Below are 17,805 nucleotides of genomic sequence, written 5' to 3' on the forward strand. Positions count from 1 at the left end.
CTCCTATCCGCCGGCCGTCGCCAGCAGGGCGGCCCGGTCGATCTTCTTGGTGGGGGTGAGCGGGAAGGCGGCCAGCACCTCGATCCGCGCAGGGATCATGTAGGCGGGCAGGTGGGCGGCCAGGTGCCGGCGCAGCGCCCGTGGCGCCGTCTCCCCCTGGACGAAGAGCAGCAGCGCGCCATCCACCACGTGGGCGGAGGCCAGGTCGACCGCGGGGTGCTCCTGCGCGACCACCTCGATCTCGCCGAGCTCGATCCGGTAGCCGTGCAGCTGCACCTGCCGGTCCGCCCTCCCGCCGAAGTGCAGCATGCCGTCGGGCCGCCAGCGGCCCAGGTCGCCGGTGCGGTACAACCGGCCGAACCGCGGGTGGTCGATGAAGCGCTCCGCCGTGAGGTCGGGTGCGCCCGCGTATCCGATCGCCAGGCCGGGGCCGCCGACGTGGATCTCGCCCTGCTCGCCCTCGGGCACGGGGTGGCCGTCGGGATCGAGCAGCTCGATCCGGTAGCCCGCCAGGGGGCGGCCCACCGGCAGCGGATCGTCGTGTGCCGGGCCGATCAGACCCGCCGTGCACCAGACGGTGACCTCGGTGGGCCCGTAGAAGTTCCAGATCCGGGACGTGCGCGGGGCCAGCTCGGCGACCAGGCGCGCGATCAGCGCCTCACCTCCCGACACGGCCTGCAGCGGCCTGCCCGGCGTCAGATGTGGCAGCAGTGAGCGCCACGCGGTCGGCGTGGCGTGCAGCACCGTCACGCCTTCGGACTCCAGCCAGCGCACGAGCTCCGCCGGGTGGGCCTGCAGGGCTTCCGAGGTCACCAACGTGGCCCCGCCGCGGGTCAGCGGCAGGAACATCTCCAGCAGCGAGATGTCGAAGGCGAAGGTCTGGTTGGCGGCGTACCTGTCGTCAGGCCCGGGTTCGAGCAGCGCGGCGACGGTGGAGACGCAGTGGCGTAGTGCCGCGTGCGTGATCTGCACGCCCTTCGGCCGGCCGGTCGAGCCTGACGTGAACATCACGTAGGCGCAGTCGCCGGGACTGACGTCCCCAAGGTGCAGCGGCTGCGGCCCGGCCGCCGGAGGGACGGACGACAGTGTGGCCGTGACCCCCGCCTGGCGTCGCTGGTGGTCCAGCCGGGCGGGCGGCAGCGTCCGGTCGATGGGCACGAGCACGGCCCCCGCCTGCCAGACCCCCAGCACCGCGGCCACGTAGTCGGCCGAGCGCGGGAGCTCGACGGCCACGACGTCGCCCCGGCCGACGCCCCGCGCGCGCAAGGCGGCGGCGACGGCGTTGGCGCGGGCGGCGAGCACGCCGTAGGTCAGGGATCCCGCGGGATCGACGGCGGCGACCGCCTCGGGCGTCCTGGCGGCCTGCGCGGCCACCTCGTGAAGAACGGTGCCCGCCGCGGACTCGACGGTCATAGGAGAGCCTCCATGGCGTACGGGGTCCACGTGCGGGACCAGGGGAGCAGGGGTATGGACACGACAGCCGCCGGAGGGTTGAGCGTCTCCCAGTCCGGGTCATGTCCCAGCTCGTAGAGGCGTACCAGCGTGCCGGGCAGGTCGTCGGGACCGGCGCAGCGGACCAAAGTGGCGGGCCGGCCGGCGGCCAGGGCGCGCAGCCACGGCCCGGTGGCGCCCGCGCCGAGCTCGACGAAGGTGGTGACGCCGCAGCCGAGCGCGTGGCCGAGCGCGTCGGCCAGCCGGGTGGGCGAGACGATATGGCGGGCCCAGTGCCCGGCGTCCAGCGACCTTCCGTCCACCTGGCCGCCGGTCAGCGCCGAGACGAGCGGCGTCTCCCCCGCGTTGACCGGCAGCCCGGACAGGTCTGCGGCCAAGCCGGAGGCCACCGGCTCGGCCAGCGCGCTGTGGTCGGGAGAGGCGGGGCCCAGGGCGCTCGTGAGCACCTGGCCATCCAGCATGGCGGCCAGCTCGGCCAGCGGGCCGGGCGGCCCCACCACCGTGGTGTTCTCCGAACCGTCCACGGCGGCCACGGCGAGGCTCGGATCGATCCTCCGGCACAGCCTCTCCGCCACGCGTCCGGCCAGCCGCAGCCGCATGGCCTGCGGCTGGGGCAGCCCGGCGAGCAGCCGCTCACGGTTCCCGGCCACGAAGGCGGCATCGGCCCGCGTCAGAGCGCCGGAGACGCAGGCCGCCGCCGGTTCTCCGGCGCCGTACCCAATGACCAGGTCAGGGCGGACGCCCGCGCGGCGCAGTTCTCCCGCCAGATCCAAAACCACCTCGTCCCAGCTCTCGTCGGGGAGGACGAACGCCAGCCCGCCGGGCCGGGCGTGGTGTGGCGGCACCGCCGCCAGGTCGCTGAGCGCCCGGTCCAGCTCGGCGGCGAGCCCGGCGGCGTCATCGCCGCTGACCGCCACCCGGTAGGCATGGTGGTCCCTCCGGCCGCTCGCCGTGGCGCAGGCGGCCGCCACGTCGAGGCCGGGCTCGGCCAGCGCTGACTGCCACCGGACGGCCAGCTCGCGCAGCGCCTCCGGCGTGTGCGCGGACAGAGGCAGGTAGCGGCGCCCCCGGCGATCCCGAGCCGGCCGCTCGGCGAGGCCGGAAGCAGACTCCAGGACGAGGTGCGCGTTGGTGCCTCCGAAGCCGAACGAGCTGACTCCAGCCAACCGGCCGTCCCACGGCTCGGACCGGCGCTGCACGGCCAGGCCGCTCCCCGTCCACTCGAACCCCTGGGCCAGGCGATCGGCGTGCAGGCTGGCGGGCAGCCGGCCGTGGTGGAGCGCCAGAGCCACCTTGACCAGCCCCGCCAGCCCGGCCGCCGCCTCCAGATGCCCGAGGTTGCTCTTGATCGAGCCGATGCGCAGCTCACGCCGCCGCCCGGTGCGGCCCAGAACCTCCGACAGCGCCCGCAGCTCCATCTGGTCGCCCAGCGGCGTGCCGGAGCCGTGGCCCTCGACGTAGTCGATCTCCTCCGGCCGGACTCCCGCCGCGGCGCAGGCCGACCGAAGCAACCGGGTCTGCGCGAGCGCGCTCGGCGACATCAGCCCGTTGGTTCTGCCGTCGCTGTTGACGGCGCCGCCGCGGATCAGCGCATACACCCTGTTCCCTGCGTCGAGCGCGTCGGACAGGCGCTGGAGCACCACCGCAACGGCGCCTTCGGAGCGGCCCATGCCGTCCGCCGCCGCGCCGAAGGACTTGCAACGCCCATCGGGGGAAAGCACGCCGGCAGCTCGGAAGCACCGGCCGACCGTCGGCGAGAGGATCACGTTCACCCCGCCGACCAGCGCCGCGTCGCAGTCGCCCGCCCGCAGCGCGGTGACCGCCTGGTGCACGGCGACCAGGGAGGACGAGCAGGCCGTGTCGACGGCCAGCGAAGGGCCGCGCAGGTCCAAGACGTAGGACAGGCGGTTGGCGGCGACACTGTGCGCCACCCCGGTCGGCGCGTAGCCGTGCGGCCTCAGGCCTGCGCCGAACTCGCGCACCAGGAAGTCGCTACTGCTGATGCCCACGTAGACGCCGGTCGGGCTACCGGCCAGGTCGCTCGCGCGCAGCCCGGCGTCCTGCACGGACTCGTGCATGACCTCCAGGAGCAGCCGCTGCTGCGGGTCCATGGCGGCGGCTTCCCTGCCGTTGACCGCGAAGAACTCCGGGTCGAACGGCTCGACGTCAGGCAGGAAACCGCCGACCCCCACCCCGGGCTCGTCCCACTCCTCGTGGTCAGCGCGGCGCCGCTCCGGGAGAGCACCAACCGCGTCCCCGCCGTCGTCCAGTAGCCGCCACAGCTGTCCCGGCCCGTACGCGCCGGGCAGACGACAGCCGATGCCGACGATGGCGATCGGCTCGCAGACCACCGGTGCGACCTGCCGTTCCCGCTCTGGCGGTGGCGCCACGGCCAGGTGGCGGGCGAGGGCGCGCGGCGTCGGGTGGTCGTAGAAGATGGTGTTCGGCAGCTCCATGCCGACTTCCGCGCCCAGCTCCGCCGCCAGGGCCACGGCGTCGACCGAGGCGATGCCGAAATCGATGAACAGCACGTCGGGGTCGACGTGAGCCGCGTCCGCGCCGGTGCGCTCGGCGATGAGGGCGGCCAGGCGGCTCGTCAGGCGCTCCTCCGGGCTCATCCGGCCGACACCCTCTCGGGAACGGCCAGGCCGGGCGCCGCCCAGCCCGCCAGGACGTCGAACTCGCCGGCCAGCAGCCTGCTCCTGGTCTCCTTGCGCTGGATCTTGCCACTGGTGGTCTTGGGCACGGAGCGCGGCCCAACGAGGAAGACCCCTTCCAGGCTCAGGTCGTGCTCCTTGGCCACCGCCAACCTGATCTCGGTGATCAGCGCTTCGAGATCGTCGACGGCCTTGGACTTGACCTCGCAGACCACGACCGCGGCCTCCGCCCTGGAGGCCCCGGCCGCGGGCTCCACCGCGAACGCGGCCCCGCAGCCGTCGCGCAGCGCTGGGTGCACGCCTTCCACGGTCTCCTCGATGTCCTGCGGATAGTGGTTGACGCCGTTGATGACGATGAGGTCCTTGTGCCGCCCGACGATGGCGATCCCGCCGTCCCTCAGGACCCCCAGATCTCCGGTGCGCAGGAACCGCTCGGGATCGCCGGGCAGCATGGCGTGGAAGGTCTCGGCCGTCTCGGCGGGCCGCCGCCAGTAACCGGCGGTCACCGACGGCCCGGACAGCCACACCTCCCCGACCTCACCCTCGGGCAGGGCCTGGCCAGTGACCGGGTCGACGATCTCGACCCTGGTGTCGATCCCCGGCCTGCCGCAAGAGATGTAGGAGCGGTCTCCGACGTGGACGCCGTCGGCGGCGCCCCGCCAGGGCGCGATGGAGACGCAGAGGGTGGCCTCCGCCATGCCGTACCCGGCGTGGAGATACTCCGGCCGGAATCCCGTCGCGGCGAACCGGGCGGCGAAGCGCTCCAACGTGGCCGCTCTGATGGGCTCCGCGCCGCAGGTGGCGTGCCACCAGCCGCTGAGGTCCAGGGTGGCGAGGTGGTCGTCGCTCACCTTGGTCACGCACAGCTCGTACGCGAAGTTCGGCGCCGTGCTGAACCGCCCGCCGTACTCGCCGATGGCGCGCAGCCACATCACCGGCTGGGCCGCGAACGTCTGCGGCGACATGAGGACGACGTGCGCCCCCCACGTCAGCGGCGACACCAGCGAGCCGATGATGCCCATGTCGTGGTAGAGCGGCAGCCACGAGACCGTGGTGGTCTCCTCCCCCGCGCCGAGCGCCGTGCCCAGGGCCCGCGCGTTGTGCGCCAGGCTGCCGTGGGTGACCATGACGCCCTTCGGGTGGCCGGTCGAGCCGGAGGTGTACTGCAGGAACGCCAAGTTGTCGGCGGCCGGCTCGGGGAAGTCGGCGTCTCCATCGCCCCGCAGCAGGTCGGGGGCGTACAACCAGCCGCGGAAGCCGGGAATCGCCGCCAGCGCCTCACCACCCGGCACCGGTCCGGGGGCGATGGCGTAGGCGGCCTCGGCGTCCCTCGCGATCGAGGCGATCCTGTTCCACACGGAGCGGAAGACCGCGACCGACGGCGTGAACACCGGCACGGGCACCGCGCCCGCCAGCATGGCGCCATAGAACAGCGGCGCGTACACCAGCGAGGAGGGGCATACCAGCAGGATCCGCTCGCCGCGGACATCGAGTGCCGCCAGCTGGGCGGCCACCGTCCGCGCGGCCGCGGCGAGCCCGGCGAAGGTCAGCTCCTCCGGCCCCTCCTTGCCGAGGAAGGTCAGCGCGGGACGGTCGCCCCGCTCCACGCCCGCGGCGAGGAGCGCCGCCGTCACCGCCCGGTCCTTGATCATCCCGCACCTCCGATGTGCTTGTTGAGTAGCTCGTCGAGCAGGGCGTCCACCTGCGCGTCGGACAGCATGTCCAGCCGCGGGACCAGCGCGTCTCCAGCGTCGTCGCCGGGGGCCGCCTGGCCGGTTCCCGTCTGCTCCCTGATGCGGCCGGCGAGCTCAGCGAGCGTCGGCCCGTCGAGGAAGGAGGCGGTGGACAGGCGCACGCCCAGGCGGGCCTCGACGACGTTGCGCAGTTCCACCGCCATGAGCGAGTCCAGCCCGAGCCGCACCAGAGAGGTGTGGGCGTCGACGGACTCCACGGGCACCCGCAGCACGCCCGCCACCCATTCGGTGAGCGCGCGCTCCAGGTCATCGGGGCCGATCACGGCCACCGGCGCCCAGCCCTCGCGGGGGGCCAGCGCGGCGAAGACGGACCAGTGGCGCTGCTCCGGGTGGTGCTCCAGCCACGCGTCGGCGTCCAGGGGCAGCACGGCGAGCTGAGCGGGCCGCTCGGCCAGCACGCGCGCCAGCACCTCTGCCCCCGACCCGATGTCGATGCCGCCCATGCCGAGCCCGGCCAGCCGTCCCGCCCGGTCCGGCCGGGCGGCGAGCCCGACCTCCGACCACGGGCCCCAGCCGACGCTGGTCGCGGGCAGCCCCTGGGCGCGCCGCCAGTGGGCGAAACCGTCCAGAAAGGCGTTGGCCGCCGCGTAACCCGCCTGCCCCGGCGAGCCGAGCAGTCCGGCCGCCGACGAGTAGAGGACGAACAGTTCCAGGGGATCGCCCGCGGTGAGCCGGTGCAGGTTGAGCGTGCCGTCGACCTTGGGACGCAGCACCTCGCGCAGCTCGCCGGGATCGGCGGCGGCCATGGTCCGGTCGCGCAGCACGCCGGCGGCATGCACCACACCACGCAGTGGCGGGCACTGGACACGAACGGCGTCGAGCGCCTCGGCCAGCGACTTCTCCTCCACGACGTCCGCCGTGAGCACCAGCACCTCGACGCCCGCCGCCCTCAGCGCCGCGATCCGCTCCGCGGCGTCCGGGCCTGGCGGGGTGCGGCCGAGCAGCGCCAGATGCCTCGCGCCCTGCGCGGTGAGTTGCGCGGCGGCGGCGAGCCCGAGCCCGCCCAGCCCTCCCGTGATCAGATAGGTTCCGTCCTGGCGCAGCTCGGGTTGGTCGAAGGTGATCACGACCTTGCCGATGTGCCGGGCCGAGGCCATGAACGCGAAGGCCTGCGCCGCCTCGCGAGCGGTGAAGGCGACCGTCGGGAGCGCGGGGAGCTCTCCCCTGACGACCGCGTCGACGGCCTCGCGGAGCAGCCCTCCGGCCAGCTCGGGGCGGTGGACGGGCAGGAGCGCCGCCTCGACCGCGTGAAAGGACAGGCTCTTGGCGAAGGGCGCCTGTGGCAGAGGCCGGTTCTCGGCGATGTCGCGCTTGCCGAGCTCCACGAAGCGGCCGAAGGGGGCCAGGACCCGCAGTCCCGCGTCCACGGCCGCTCCTGCCAGGCTGTTGACCACCATGTCCACGCCCTCGCCGCCGGTGGCGTCCAGAACCTGGCCGGCGAAGTCGAGCGAGCGGGAGTCGAAGACGTGGCGGATGCCCTGCTGCCGCAGCCAGTCCCGCTTACGTTCCGAACCGGCCGTCGTGATGATCTCGGCTCCAGCCCGCCGGGCCAGGTGCACGGCGGCCAGGCCGACGCCGCCCGCCGCGCTGTGAATCAGCACCCGGTCGCCCGCCGCCAGTCCCGCCAGCCGCTCCATCCCGTACAGCACGGTGGTGTACGCGGCGGGGAGGGCCGCGGCGGCGGTGGGGCCGAGGTCACCGGGGAGCTCGGCCACCAGCCGGGCGTCCACGGTGACCAGCGATGACATCGCCTCCGGTGCCGGCACGGCGGCGACCACCCGGGCACCGGGGACCAGACCGGGGACACCCTCGCCCACGGCCGTGATCTCGCCCGCGCACTCCAGGCCGAAGCTCTGCGCCCCCTCCCTGTCGCCCAGCATGCCGAGGGCGCGCAGCACGTCGTTGAAGTTGAGTCCGGCCGCGTGCACCTTGATCTGGACCTGTCCTGGGCCGGGCTCCGCCGGAAGGCACGGGGCGAGGACGAGGTCATCCAGGTCGCCGGCCCCGTCCTGGCGCACCTGGTAGGGCCCGTCGGGCAGCGGGAGCACCGGGGTCAGCCTGAACGCGTAGGCGCGGCCGTCGCGGAAGGCCACCTCGTCTTCGCCGGGCAGCTTCCACCTGGCGGGCTGCTCATCTGTATCCAGGTCGACCATGGTGCAGCGCAGTTCGGGATACTCGTAACGGATGGTCCGCGCCATGCCCCACAGGGCCGCGGCGACCGGGTCTCCCTGCTCTCCCGGCAGCACGGACTGCCCGGAGCGGGTCACCACCCACAGCCTGCGAGGCTCCGGCTCCGCGGCCAGCTTCCTGGTCAGCTCCAGGAGCTGGGCCAGCGCGGTCTCCAGCCCGTCGCCGGGGCTGTGCCGGTAGATCTGCCCGTCGGCGGGCTCCGCCCCGTCAACCGTGCCCACCGGCACCCACCTGGCGGCGTAGAGCCAGCGGTCGCTCTTCCTGGCGCGTCGCAGGCGGCGCAGTTCCACGCCGCGCAGGCTCAGAACGACCGCGCCGTCCTCGTCGGAGGCGTCGATGTCGAACTCGATCCCGCCGTCGACGGGATCGGTCCGCCGCCGGGCGTGCGCCCACCTCGCCTGCCCGATCTCGCCTGACGCCCACACCCGGCCGACACGGTGCGGCAGGTAGAGGTCGTCCCCGTCGGGCAGCAAGGGAGCGGCGGCCTGCAGGCACGCGTCGAGCACCGGCGTCTCCATCCGGTACGGCTCCTCGGGTCGAAGAGCGGCGGGACCGGGCGGGGCCAACCGGACCAGGGTCTCCCCCACGCCCAGGCCGACCTCGGCCAGGAGGCGGAAAGCCGGACCATAGTCCACGCCCCTGGCGGCGAAGGAACGGTACAGCCCGTCCACATCGACGCGGGCAGGGCACCTGGCCCCGACCTCGGCCAGGTCGATCGGCGCCGCGGCGCCGGTCTGGCCGCGCGACGCGGTCGCGTGGACCTTGCCGTCCACCGTGAACGTGATCCGCTCGCCGTCGGTGTCCGTGCGCAACCGCTGACCGGCCCGTACGGCCAGCGGCGCGCGGAACTCCACTGCGACCACAGCCTCCGATTCCGCCAGCGCCGCCGCCAGATATCCCGCGCCGGGGAAGATCGCCTGCTTCTCGACCTGGTGGCCGGCCAGGAAACCGGCCGGGGACAGGTGCACCGCGCGCAGCTCGGCCAGCGAATCGGCGAAGGCCTCAGGCGCCTGCTTACGCATCGACGCCAGCATGAGCGGCGCCGCCCCTCCCGGAGTGCGCGCCTGCGGCCCCTGCAGTCCGGTGATCAGCGTGGGGTGCGGGCTGAGCTCGACGAACATGTCGTGTCCCGCGACCAGCAACTGCTGGAGCACCGGCCAGAAGAGCACGGGCTCGCGCAGGTTCCTGCACCAGTAGGCGGCGTCGACGACCGGGTCACGACGTCCGGTGACAGTGGACCACAGCGGGATCTGCGGGGCGGCCGGACACAGCCCGGCCAGCTCGGCGGCCAGCTCGGGCAGCAGGGGGTCGACGTGGTGGCTGTGCGCGGCCATGTCGACGTCGACCAGCCGGCAGAACACGTCCTCCCAGCGCAGACGCTCGACCAGCTCGTGCACGGCCTCCTGATCGCCAGTGACCACGGTCGAGCCCGGGGCGTTACCCGCAGCGAGGCTGATCCGGCCCCGCTGCTCGGCGACCACCGCGGTGGCCTCCGCCCAGCCGAGCCCGACGAGCGCCATCGCCCCCGCGCCCGTGACCTTGCGGAACAACCGGCTGCGTACGGCGACCACCCGGGCCGCGTCCTCCAGGCTCAGCGCCCCCGCCACGTGCGCGGCCGCCACCTCTCCCAGGCTGTGGCCGACAACCGCGGCCGGCTCGATGCCCCGGGAGCGCCAGAGCCTGGCGAGCCCGACCTGCAGACCGAAGAGCGCGGGCTGGATGACGTCGACCCGGTCCAGCGGGGCATCGCCCGACAGCGTCCGCGCGAGGGGCCAGCCGACGTGCGGGCGCAACGCGCTTTCACACTCTTCAACGGCCGCGGCGAAGACCGGCTCGCGCGCCAGCAGGGCGGCGCCCATGCCAGGCCATTGCGCTCCCTGGCCGGGGAAGACGAAGACCACAGGGTTCATGGCGAAGAGCATCGCCGCACGAGACCGGCACGTCCCCCGCCCCAAGGCTCGATCATGACCTATTCGAAAGTCTGGGCCGGGCCACCAACCCTAGCCAGGCGACGAATACCGGCGAGCTGTCCCATGCGGGATCGTCCTGCCTCAGAGATGCGAAGGTCGGCTCTCATCTACGCCGAAGGAGACCAATCATGACCTCGACCATCCTTCAGCAGGGCCACGGCGCCAGCCAGGGAGCCGGTTCGCTGTCGATCTGCGTCTTCTGCGGCGCGGGCAGGAGCAACTCCCCGGCCATCGTGGACACGGCCAGGGCAACGGGGCGGCTCATCGGCGAGCGCGGCCACCGCCTGGTGTACGGCGGCGGCGGGTCCGGTCTGATGGGCGAAGTGGCCTGGGCCGCCGCGGAGACGGGCGCAGCGATCAGGGGGATCATTCCCAAGTTCCTCTACGAGCGCGAGCTCGGCATCTCCGCGCCGGCCCAGGAGACCCACCTCACGGACTCGCTCAACCGGCGCAAAGAGCTCATGCTGCACAGCGCCGACGCCTTCCTGGCGCTGCCCGGTGGGTACGGCACGCTGGATGAGATCCTTGAGGTGATCTCCGCGGCGTACCTGGACGTGTCGGCCAAGCCGCTGGTGGTCGTGAACGTCGAGGGCGTCTGGGACCACTTCCTCGGCCTCGTCGCGACCCTGCAGGACTTCCACCTGATCGCGCCGAGAGAGCAACCGCTGTTCCGCGCGGTGGACACCGCCGAGGACGCGCTCGACCTGATCGAGACCATGATCAGGACGACGCCGTGACCGGCCGGGACCGGCGGTCCCTGCTGGCCCGCCTGATGAGCTCCGGCATGGCGCCCTTCCCGCTGTCGTACGGCCAGCAGGCCATGTGGTTCATGGACCAGCTCAGGCCGGAGGCGAGCATCGCCTACAACGTGTCGTTCGCGTGGGCCGTCCACGGCCGGCCCGACCTCGACGCCCTGCGCCGCGCGTTCGAGTGGCTGGTGGCGCGGCACGCGATCCTGCGCACGCGATACGTTCCCATCAGGGGCATCCCGCTCCAGCATGTCGACGCCGAGGCCAAGCTGGAGTTCCGCGTCGTGGACGTGGAGCGGGACGCGGATGTGGGGCTCCTGCTCACCCGCGAGGCCGCCAGGCGGTTCGACCTGGCCTCCGGCCCGCTGCTGCGGGTGCTGGTGGTACGCCGCCCCGCCGGGCGGCCGGTGCTGCTCTGGAGCAGTCACCACATCGCGATCGACGGCTGGTCGATCTTCCAGATCATGGAGGAACTGGGCCACGCGTATACCGCGTACGCGGCCGGTGAGCGCCCCCCGGGAGGCGTGCCGACCGTCACGTACGCCGACTTCGTCGCCTGGCAGGCCGCCTTGGTGGCGAGCGCCGAGGGCAGGCGCATGAAGGAGTACTGGCAGCGTACGCTCCGCGAGCCGCCGGCTCCGCTGGCGCTGCCGACCGATCGGCCCCGGCCCGCCCTGCAGGGTTTCAACGGCGACGCGCACGCCTTCAGCCTGGGCGAGGCCCGCTCCGCCGCGGTCGCGCGCCTCGCCGGCGCGAGCGACACGACGGTCTACACGACGCTGCTGGCCGCCTTCCAGGTCCTGCTCGGCGTGACCGCGGAGCAGGACCGTTTCCTGCTGGGCACCTGGGCAGCGGGGCGCAGCCACCAGGAGTTCGCCTCGGTGGTCGGTGACTTCGTCAACGCCGTCGTACTCAAGGCCGACATCGGCGGCGGCGCGGGTTTCCGCGAGATCCAGCACCGCTGCCGCGCGAGCGTGCTGGAGGCGCTCGCGCACCAGGACTACCCGTTCCCGCTGCTGGTGGAGCGGCTGCCGGTGCCCCGCGACCCGAGCAGGTCCCCTCTGTTCGACGTGGCGTTCACCCTGCGCTCCTCGCACCGGGGGACGCTCACACGAACGGAGGTGGGCGGCGAGGCCGCCTCCCCGCTGGGCGCTCCCGCCGAGAGCGAACGCGGCGTCCTGCTGGAGCTGGGGGCGCTCACCCTCTCGTCCTTCCCCCTGCACCAGGGGACCGTCTGCTTCGACCTGGAGGCGGAGTTCATCGTCGCCGGGACCGAGATCTCGGGCGTGTTCAGATACAACACCGACCTGTTCGACACGGCGACGGTCGCAGGCCTGGCCGAACGGTACCTGAGGGTGATCGACCTGGTGACGGCCGACCCGGACGGCCCCGTCCGCGTGGTGGTGGGTGGTGATCGCCTTGCCCGCGCTTGAGCAGGACACGAGGTGGACGAGCCGGCCCCGGCCTCGGCCCGACGCGGCGATGCGGCTGATCTGCCTGCCGTACGCCGGCGGCGGATCCGTGGAGTACCAGCAGTGGGCAGTTCTGCTGCCACCGGCGGTCGAGGCGATCCCGGTGCACCTGCCTGGCCGGGAGCGCCGCTTCAGGGAAACGCCCCGCACCCGGATGGGCGCCCTGGTGCCGGAGCTGGCAGACGCGCTCGCTCCCTTGCTGGACCGCCCTTATGCGCTGTTCGGCTACAGCATGGGCGCCTGGGTGGCGTTCGAGCTCGTCAGGGAGCTCCGGCGGCGGGGCGCGGTCCAGCCATCCGGGTTACTCGCGGCGGCCGCGCTCCCGCCGGACACACCGCGGAGCGGCGACGTGCGCTCGATGACCGACGCCGAGGTGATCGACAGGACCCTGCGTCTGTCCGGAGAGCGGGACTCGCCGCTGCACGACCCCCGGCTGCTGCGGACCGTGCTCCCGAGGCTGCGGGCCGATCTGGAGGTGGCCGACTCGTACGAGCCGGCCCTGGAGGCGGCGCTGCCGTTCCCGATCCACGCGTACGCGGGAGACGCCGACGACCTGGCGCCACCCGACAAGGCTCGCGGCTGGGCCCGTCACACCAGCGCGGGGTTCGGGCTTCGCGTCCTGTCCGGCGGCCACTTCTTCCTACATGACCGCCAAGCCGACCTGCTCAGCCACATCATCGACGATCTGGAGGTCTGATTTGGACACCTACACCGTCGTGGTCAACCACGAGGAGCAGTACTCCATCTGGCCCGAGGGCCGGCCCCTCCCGGCCGGGTGGACCAACGCCGGGGTCATCGGCGACAAGGAGAACTGCCTGGCGTACATCGACAGGACGTGGACCGACATGCGACCCAAGTCGCTACGCGCCTCATGACCGCGGCGCCGATCTCGCCTCTCCGCGTGGACGCGAGCCGCCTGTCCAGCCATCTGGACCGGCTCAGGTCCATCGGCGCGACCGCGGACGGCGGCGTGAGCAGACTCGCCTTCTCGCCAGAGGACGTCGAGGGCCGCTCCTACGTCAGCGGGCTGATGACCGAGGCCGGCCTGGCGGTGGAGGTGGACGCGGCGGGCAACCTGCTCGGCCGCCGGCCTGGCCGCCGGCGCGGGGCGCCCGCGCTGCTGATCGGCTCGCACATCGACACGGTGGTGAACGGCGGTGCCTACGACGGCGCCTACGGCGTCCTGGCCGGCGTCGAGGTGGCCGCGACGCTGGCGGCGCAGGGCATCGAGCTGGATCATCCGCTGGTCGTGGTCGCGTTCAGCGACGAGGAAGGCGCTTACGGGACGATGGGCATGCTCGGCTCGCACGCGTTCGCCGGAGTCCTGCCTGAGGACGCGGCCGCGGCGTTCGACGAGCGCGGGCGGCGCGTGGGGGATCTGCTGAGGGCGGTGGGCGGCGATCCGGCCGGGCTGGCCGGGTGCGCCTGGCGGCCGGAGGACGTCGCGGCGTACTTCGAGCTGCACATCGAACAGGGTGACGTGCTGGAGAGGCTCGGCGTGCCGGTGGGCGTCGTGGAGACGATAACCGGCCGGGTGAACGTCGCGGTGACGGTGGACGGCGTTGCCGGGCACGCGGGCACCACGCCGATGGAGCACCGCGCGGACGCGCTGGTGGCGGCGGGCAGGATGGTCCTGGCGGCACGCGCCATCGCCGCCGAGGAACGTGTCGTCCTGCGGGCCACCACGGGCACCTGCGAGGTGTCGCCGGGCATGTGGAACGTCATCCCCGGCCGGGTGCGGCTTGGCGTGGAATTCAGGGACGCCGACGCGGCGAACCTGGACGCGGCCGTCACCCGGCTGCGCGAGCTGGCCAGGACGGTCGGGCGGGAGTCCGGGACAGCGATCGAGGTGCGTGCGGGTGCGCGTACCAGTCCCGTGGCATGCGACCCGGACCTGCGGCTGCTCATCGCGGAGTCGGCCGCCGAGTACGGGCTGCCGTGTCACGGCCTGCCCAGCGGGGCGGGGCACGACGCGCAGGTGATCGCGCGGATCGCGCCCATCGGCATGATCTTCGTGCCCAGCCGCGGGGGCGTCAGCCACGCGCCTGCGGAGTACACGGCTCCAGAGCATCTCGCCGCTGGGGCCGACGTGCTGCTGGCGGCCGTGCTGCGGCGCGACGCACAGCAGGAAGCACCGAATAACCAAGAAAAGAATCCGATTTACCTCACCATAGGATCTCAATCATGAAGAGGCATCGTATGTCCGGTTGGACTACCTGGGCTGCGAAGATCATCGCAGTGGTGTTCCTGGCGGCCGCCCCCGCGGTCGCCGTGGCCACCGCCGCCCACGCGGCCGGTCCCATCGTGATCGGCGAAGACGACGGCATCGAGAACAGCCACTGGCCCTGATCGTCAGGTGTCCCCTTCCGGCTCCAGATGCGCACGGGGCCACCCGTGCTCATCTGAGCCGCCGACCCCCGTTTCCATCTGGACACTCCGGAAGATGTCGGCTGCGGCGGTGTGGGCGCCTTGCGCTTGGAGCGCCTCGCCGAGCAGGCGGAGCGCTCTCAGCCGCCAGGGCGTGGCGTCGAGCTCCGCGAACACGGCGGCGGCCGCGCGGAACTGCCCCGCCGCCTCGCCGTAATGGCCCGTCCGCATCTTGACCTGGCCCAGCGTGTTCTGGATCCGGCCCTGCGCGTACAGTTCGCGCAGGTCCAGCGCGATGGTCAAGGCCTCCTTCAACCGGGCCCCGGCCGTCGCCGGCGCGTCCTTGCGCAGGTCGATCTCCGCCAGCCCGCGCAAGACGTAAGCCTGGCCAACGGTGTCCTGCTGCCGCCGGGTCAGGTCGAGAGCGGTCAGGTACGCGTCGTGCGCCTCGTCCAGCCGGTCTTGGCGCAGCAGGAGCTCGCCCAACCGGTTCAGGATCTGGGCCCGGCCACGGTCGCTGTCCATGTCGGTGAAGGCGGCGAGCGCCTGGACGAGCAGCGGCTCTGCCAGGTCGAGCCGACTGTGGTCGAGGTGGATCTGGGCGATGCTGCCGAGCACGTGCGCGTACGCGAAGCGGTCGCCGACCTTGGCGAAGATGTCCGCGGCTCGCGAATAGTTGTCCATGGCGACGGAGGACCGCCCGGCGATACGGTCCAGCAGCGAGGCGTTGCGCAGCACCAGCGCGCGCCCGTAGTCGTCGCCCAGGTCCTCGAACAGCTTGTGGGCGTGGTCGAAGTGCTCCCTGGCCTTCTGCGGCACCTGCTGGAAGAGGAACATGCTGCCGATCGAGTACAGCACGGCGGCGCGGCCCCGCTGGTCGCCCGCGGCCTCGCAGGCAGCGAGGGCGATCTCGTGCGTGGCCTGCCAGTCGTCGAAGAAGCTTCGCGCCTCGAAGAAGGTGGTGGTCGTCACGGCCAGGTCCCAGCAGAAGTCGGCCATGCCGAGGTGGGCGGCCTGTGAGATCGCGGAGATCAAGCCCGCCCGCTCCGCGCTGAACCAGCCGAGCGGCTCCTCCACCTCGCCGCCGCCCAGCGCCCGCCACCGGGGCGCCGAGCTGTGCAAATGGGTGAAGTCGCCGCCGTACTGGCGTTCGTGCGCGTCGCCCGCCAGCGCCAGCCAGCCGCCCAGCACCCGCTGGATCGCGGCCAGCCGCTCCTCCTCGACCTCCTCCTCCAGCGCGCGCTCCCTGGCGAAGAGCCGGACCAGGTCATGGAAGCGGTAGCGGATCCGGCCGTCCTCGGCGCCGACGACGACGTTGAGCATCTGGGCGTCCACGAGCTGGTCGAGCAGCGCCTCCGCCGCGGCCGGCGACACGTCGAGCACCGCCGCGCCGGTCCAGGCGGCGAACTCGGCCGCATCGATCAGGCCCAGTCTCCGGAACAGGCGCGCGGCAGGCGGCGGCAGGTCGCGGTAGCTCAGCGCGAAGCTGGCCCGCACGGTGAGCTGGCCATAGCTGAGCTCATCCAGTCTGCGCCGCTCATCGGCAAGCCGGTTGGCCAGCAGGGCCGGTGTCCAGCGGGAACGCACGTTCAGCCGGGCGCCGATGATCCGCAGGGCCAGCGGCAGGCCGTCGCACAGCTCGCCCAGCCTGGACCCCTCCTGCCCGCTCCCGATCAGCGCCGATCCGGCGACCCGCATCAGCAGCGCGGCGGAGTCATCGGCTCCCAGGACGTCCAGGTGGATGACGCCCGCTCCGTCCAGCGTGGTCAGCTCGACCAGCGGGTCCCGGCTGGTCACGATCACGCAGCAGGACGGCGAGCCCGGTAACAGCAGCCGCACCTGGTCGATCGTCCTGGCGTTGTCGAGCAGCATCATCATCCGCTTCCTGCCGATCACGGTACGCAACAGGGCGGCCCGCTCGTCTAGGTCCTCGGGAATGCGCTCGCCGCCGATCCCGAGCGCCCGCAGGAAGCGGTCGATGGCCGTACCCGCGGGCAGCGGTTCCGCGTCGGGGTCGTAGCCGCGCAGATCCACGAACAGCTGCCCTTCGGGAAAGGACGCCGCCATCCGGTGCGCCCAGTGCACGGCCAGGCCGGTCTTGCCCACCCCGCCCACGCCCGTGATCAGGATGGCCGTGAGCACTCCCTGGTCGAGCCGCTCGACCACGAGGGCGTCAAGCGCGGCCAGCTCCACCACCCTACCCGTGAAGTGCGGGACGTCCGCAGGGAGCTGCGCGGGCACCGAAGGTATGAAGGGCGCGGGGGCCGGGGCCTCGCCGGCCGACACGGGGACGGTGTCGAGCTCGAGGTCGCCGCGCAGCATCGAGTCGTGCAGGTTGCGTAACTCGTGCGCGGGCTCGATGCCGAGCTCCTCCGCGAGAAGCCCGTAGCCCTCGCGGTAGGAGGCCAGTGCCTCGGCCCTCCTCCCGCTGCGGTAGTAGGCGAGCATGAGCTGGGCTCGCAGCCGCTCCCGCAGCGGATTGGCGCCGACCAGGGCCGCCCAGTCGTCGATCATCTCCCGATGCCGCCCCAGGGCGAGTTCGAGCTGTCCCCGCTCCTCGGTCCAGGTCAGGCGCTTGTCCTCGACCCGGCGCACGATCGACTCGATCAGCCTGCTGTCGATGTCGGGCAGGACCGGCCCGCGCCACAGCCCGCACGCCTCCTGGAACAGCCGGGCCGCGGCCGCCAGGTCGCCACTGTCCTGCGCCGCCCGCGCTTCGGCCGCCAGCCGGGCAGCGACTTCCAGGTCGAGTTGCTCGGGATCGGCTTGGAAGGCGTAACCGGGTGCGGTGGTGCGGATCAGCTCTTCCTGGGCGCTCACCTCGGCGAGGATGCGTCGCAGGCCGGAAACGCAGATCACGACCTGGCGGCGGGCGGTTGGGGGCGGTCGATCACCCCACACGGCCTCGGCAATCCGGTCAATCGAGATGACTTGCCCCGAGTTGAGCAGGAGCATCGCCAGAATGACCCGCTGCCGCGCCCCGCCCATGCTCACCCGGCCTTCGCCGGCGAGCACCTCCAGTGGCCCGAGGACGCGAAAGGACAGCCGTTCAGCCATTGAGGGTGCCTCTCCAGTGGATGGTACTTCAGTCTTTTCCTTGTCGGCATGATTGATCCGCGCTTCAAAAATCCTCGAATTCGCGAGTGCTAAGCGCCTTTTCAGCATGTCGTTCCTCTCACACAAGGGTTCGGGAA

11 protein-coding genes are annotated in these 17,805 nt (G+C 72.7%); 6 read left to right on the plus strand and 5 right to left on the minus strand.

Annotated elements, in window-relative coordinates:
- Positions 1-3: 3 nt before the first annotated feature.
- From ABZS69_RS40470 to ABZS69_RS40485, 4 genes are read right to left on the minus strand one after another with little or no spacing between them, the layout of a single operon-like run.
- Positions 4-1,413 (minus strand): amino acid adenylation domain-containing protein, encoded by a 1,410-nt coding sequence (locus ABZS69_RS40470; RefSeq protein ID WP_355381634.1) that lies wholly within the window; start codon positions 1,411-1,413, stop codon positions 4-6.
- Positions 1,410-4,070: a beta-ketoacyl synthase N-terminal-like domain-containing protein gene (locus tag ABZS69_RS40475; RefSeq protein ID WP_355381636.1), complete on the minus strand. Its 2,661-nt coding sequence runs from the start codon at positions 4,068-4,070 to the stop codon at positions 1,410-1,412. The genes ABZS69_RS40470 and ABZS69_RS40475 overlap by 4 nt, the downstream gene beginning before the upstream one ends.
- Positions 4,067-5,761 carry a fatty acyl-AMP ligase gene (locus ABZS69_RS40480; RefSeq protein WP_355381638.1) on the minus strand — a complete coding sequence of 565 codons (1,695 nt, stop codon included), beginning with the start codon at positions 5,759-5,761 and terminating at the stop codon, positions 4,067-4,069. Before ABZS69_RS40480 ends, ABZS69_RS40475 begins: the two co-directional genes overlap by 4 nt.
- On the minus strand, positions 5,758-9,963 hold the full coding sequence (locus ABZS69_RS40485; RefSeq protein WP_355381640.1) for an SDR family NAD(P)-dependent oxidoreductase: 4,206 nt from the start codon (positions 9,961-9,963) through the stop codon (positions 5,758-5,760). Before ABZS69_RS40485 ends, ABZS69_RS40480 begins: the two co-directional genes overlap by 4 nt.
- Before the next feature lie 188 nt (positions 9,964-10,151).
- Between ABZS69_RS40485 and ABZS69_RS40490 the strand changes: the two genes are divergently transcribed.
- Genes ABZS69_RS40490 through ABZS69_RS40515 form a run of 6 tightly spaced genes read left to right on the plus strand, consistent with a single transcriptional unit; the run spans position 10,152 to position 14,593 of the window.
- On the plus strand, positions 10,152-10,760 hold the full coding sequence (locus tag ABZS69_RS40490) for a TIGR00730 family Rossman fold protein (RefSeq protein ID WP_355381642.1): 609 nt from the start codon (positions 10,152-10,154) through the stop codon (positions 10,758-10,760).
- A complete protein-coding gene (locus ABZS69_RS40495; RefSeq protein WP_355381644.1) occupies positions 10,757-12,205 on the plus strand; it encodes a condensation domain-containing protein in 1,449 nt (482 codons plus the stop codon). Before ABZS69_RS40490 ends, ABZS69_RS40495 begins: the two co-directional genes overlap by 4 nt.
- Complete coding sequence (locus tag ABZS69_RS40500; RefSeq protein WP_355381646.1) at positions 12,183-12,941, plus strand: alpha/beta fold hydrolase; 759 nt, start codon at positions 12,183-12,185, stop codon at positions 12,939-12,941. Before ABZS69_RS40495 ends, ABZS69_RS40500 begins: the two co-directional genes overlap by 23 nt.
- The gene (locus tag ABZS69_RS40505; protein ID WP_355381648.1) at positions 12,889-13,119 is read left to right on the plus strand and encodes an MbtH family NRPS accessory protein; all 231 of its coding nucleotides are present in this window, start codon (positions 12,889-12,891) and stop codon (positions 13,117-13,119) included. Before ABZS69_RS40500 ends, ABZS69_RS40505 begins: the two co-directional genes overlap by 53 nt.
- Positions 13,120-13,145: 26 nt before the next feature.
- On the plus strand, positions 13,146-14,432 hold the full coding sequence (locus ABZS69_RS40510; RefSeq protein ID WP_355381650.1) for a Zn-dependent hydrolase: 1,287 nt from the start codon (positions 13,146-13,148) through the stop codon (positions 14,430-14,432).
- Between the two features lie 11 nt (positions 14,433-14,443).
- Positions 14,444-14,593: a hypothetical protein gene (locus tag ABZS69_RS40515; RefSeq protein WP_355381652.1), complete on the plus strand. Its 150-nt coding sequence runs from the start codon at positions 14,444-14,446 to the stop codon at positions 14,591-14,593.
- A 3-nt stretch (positions 14,594-14,596) separates the two neighbouring features.
- Here the strand turns inward: ABZS69_RS40515 and ABZS69_RS40520 are convergent, their stop codons facing one another.
- Positions 14,597-17,668, minus strand: coding sequence for a BTAD domain-containing putative transcriptional regulator (locus ABZS69_RS40520; RefSeq protein ID WP_355381654.1), 3,072 nt, complete (start codon positions 17,666-17,668; stop codon positions 14,597-14,599).
- Positions 17,669-17,805 lie beyond the last annotated feature (137 nt).

It is taken from the genome of Nonomuraea sp. NPDC005650 (genome assembly GCF_040605375.1).
Lineage (GTDB): Bacteria > Actinomycetota > Actinomycetes > Streptosporangiales > Streptosporangiaceae > Nonomuraea.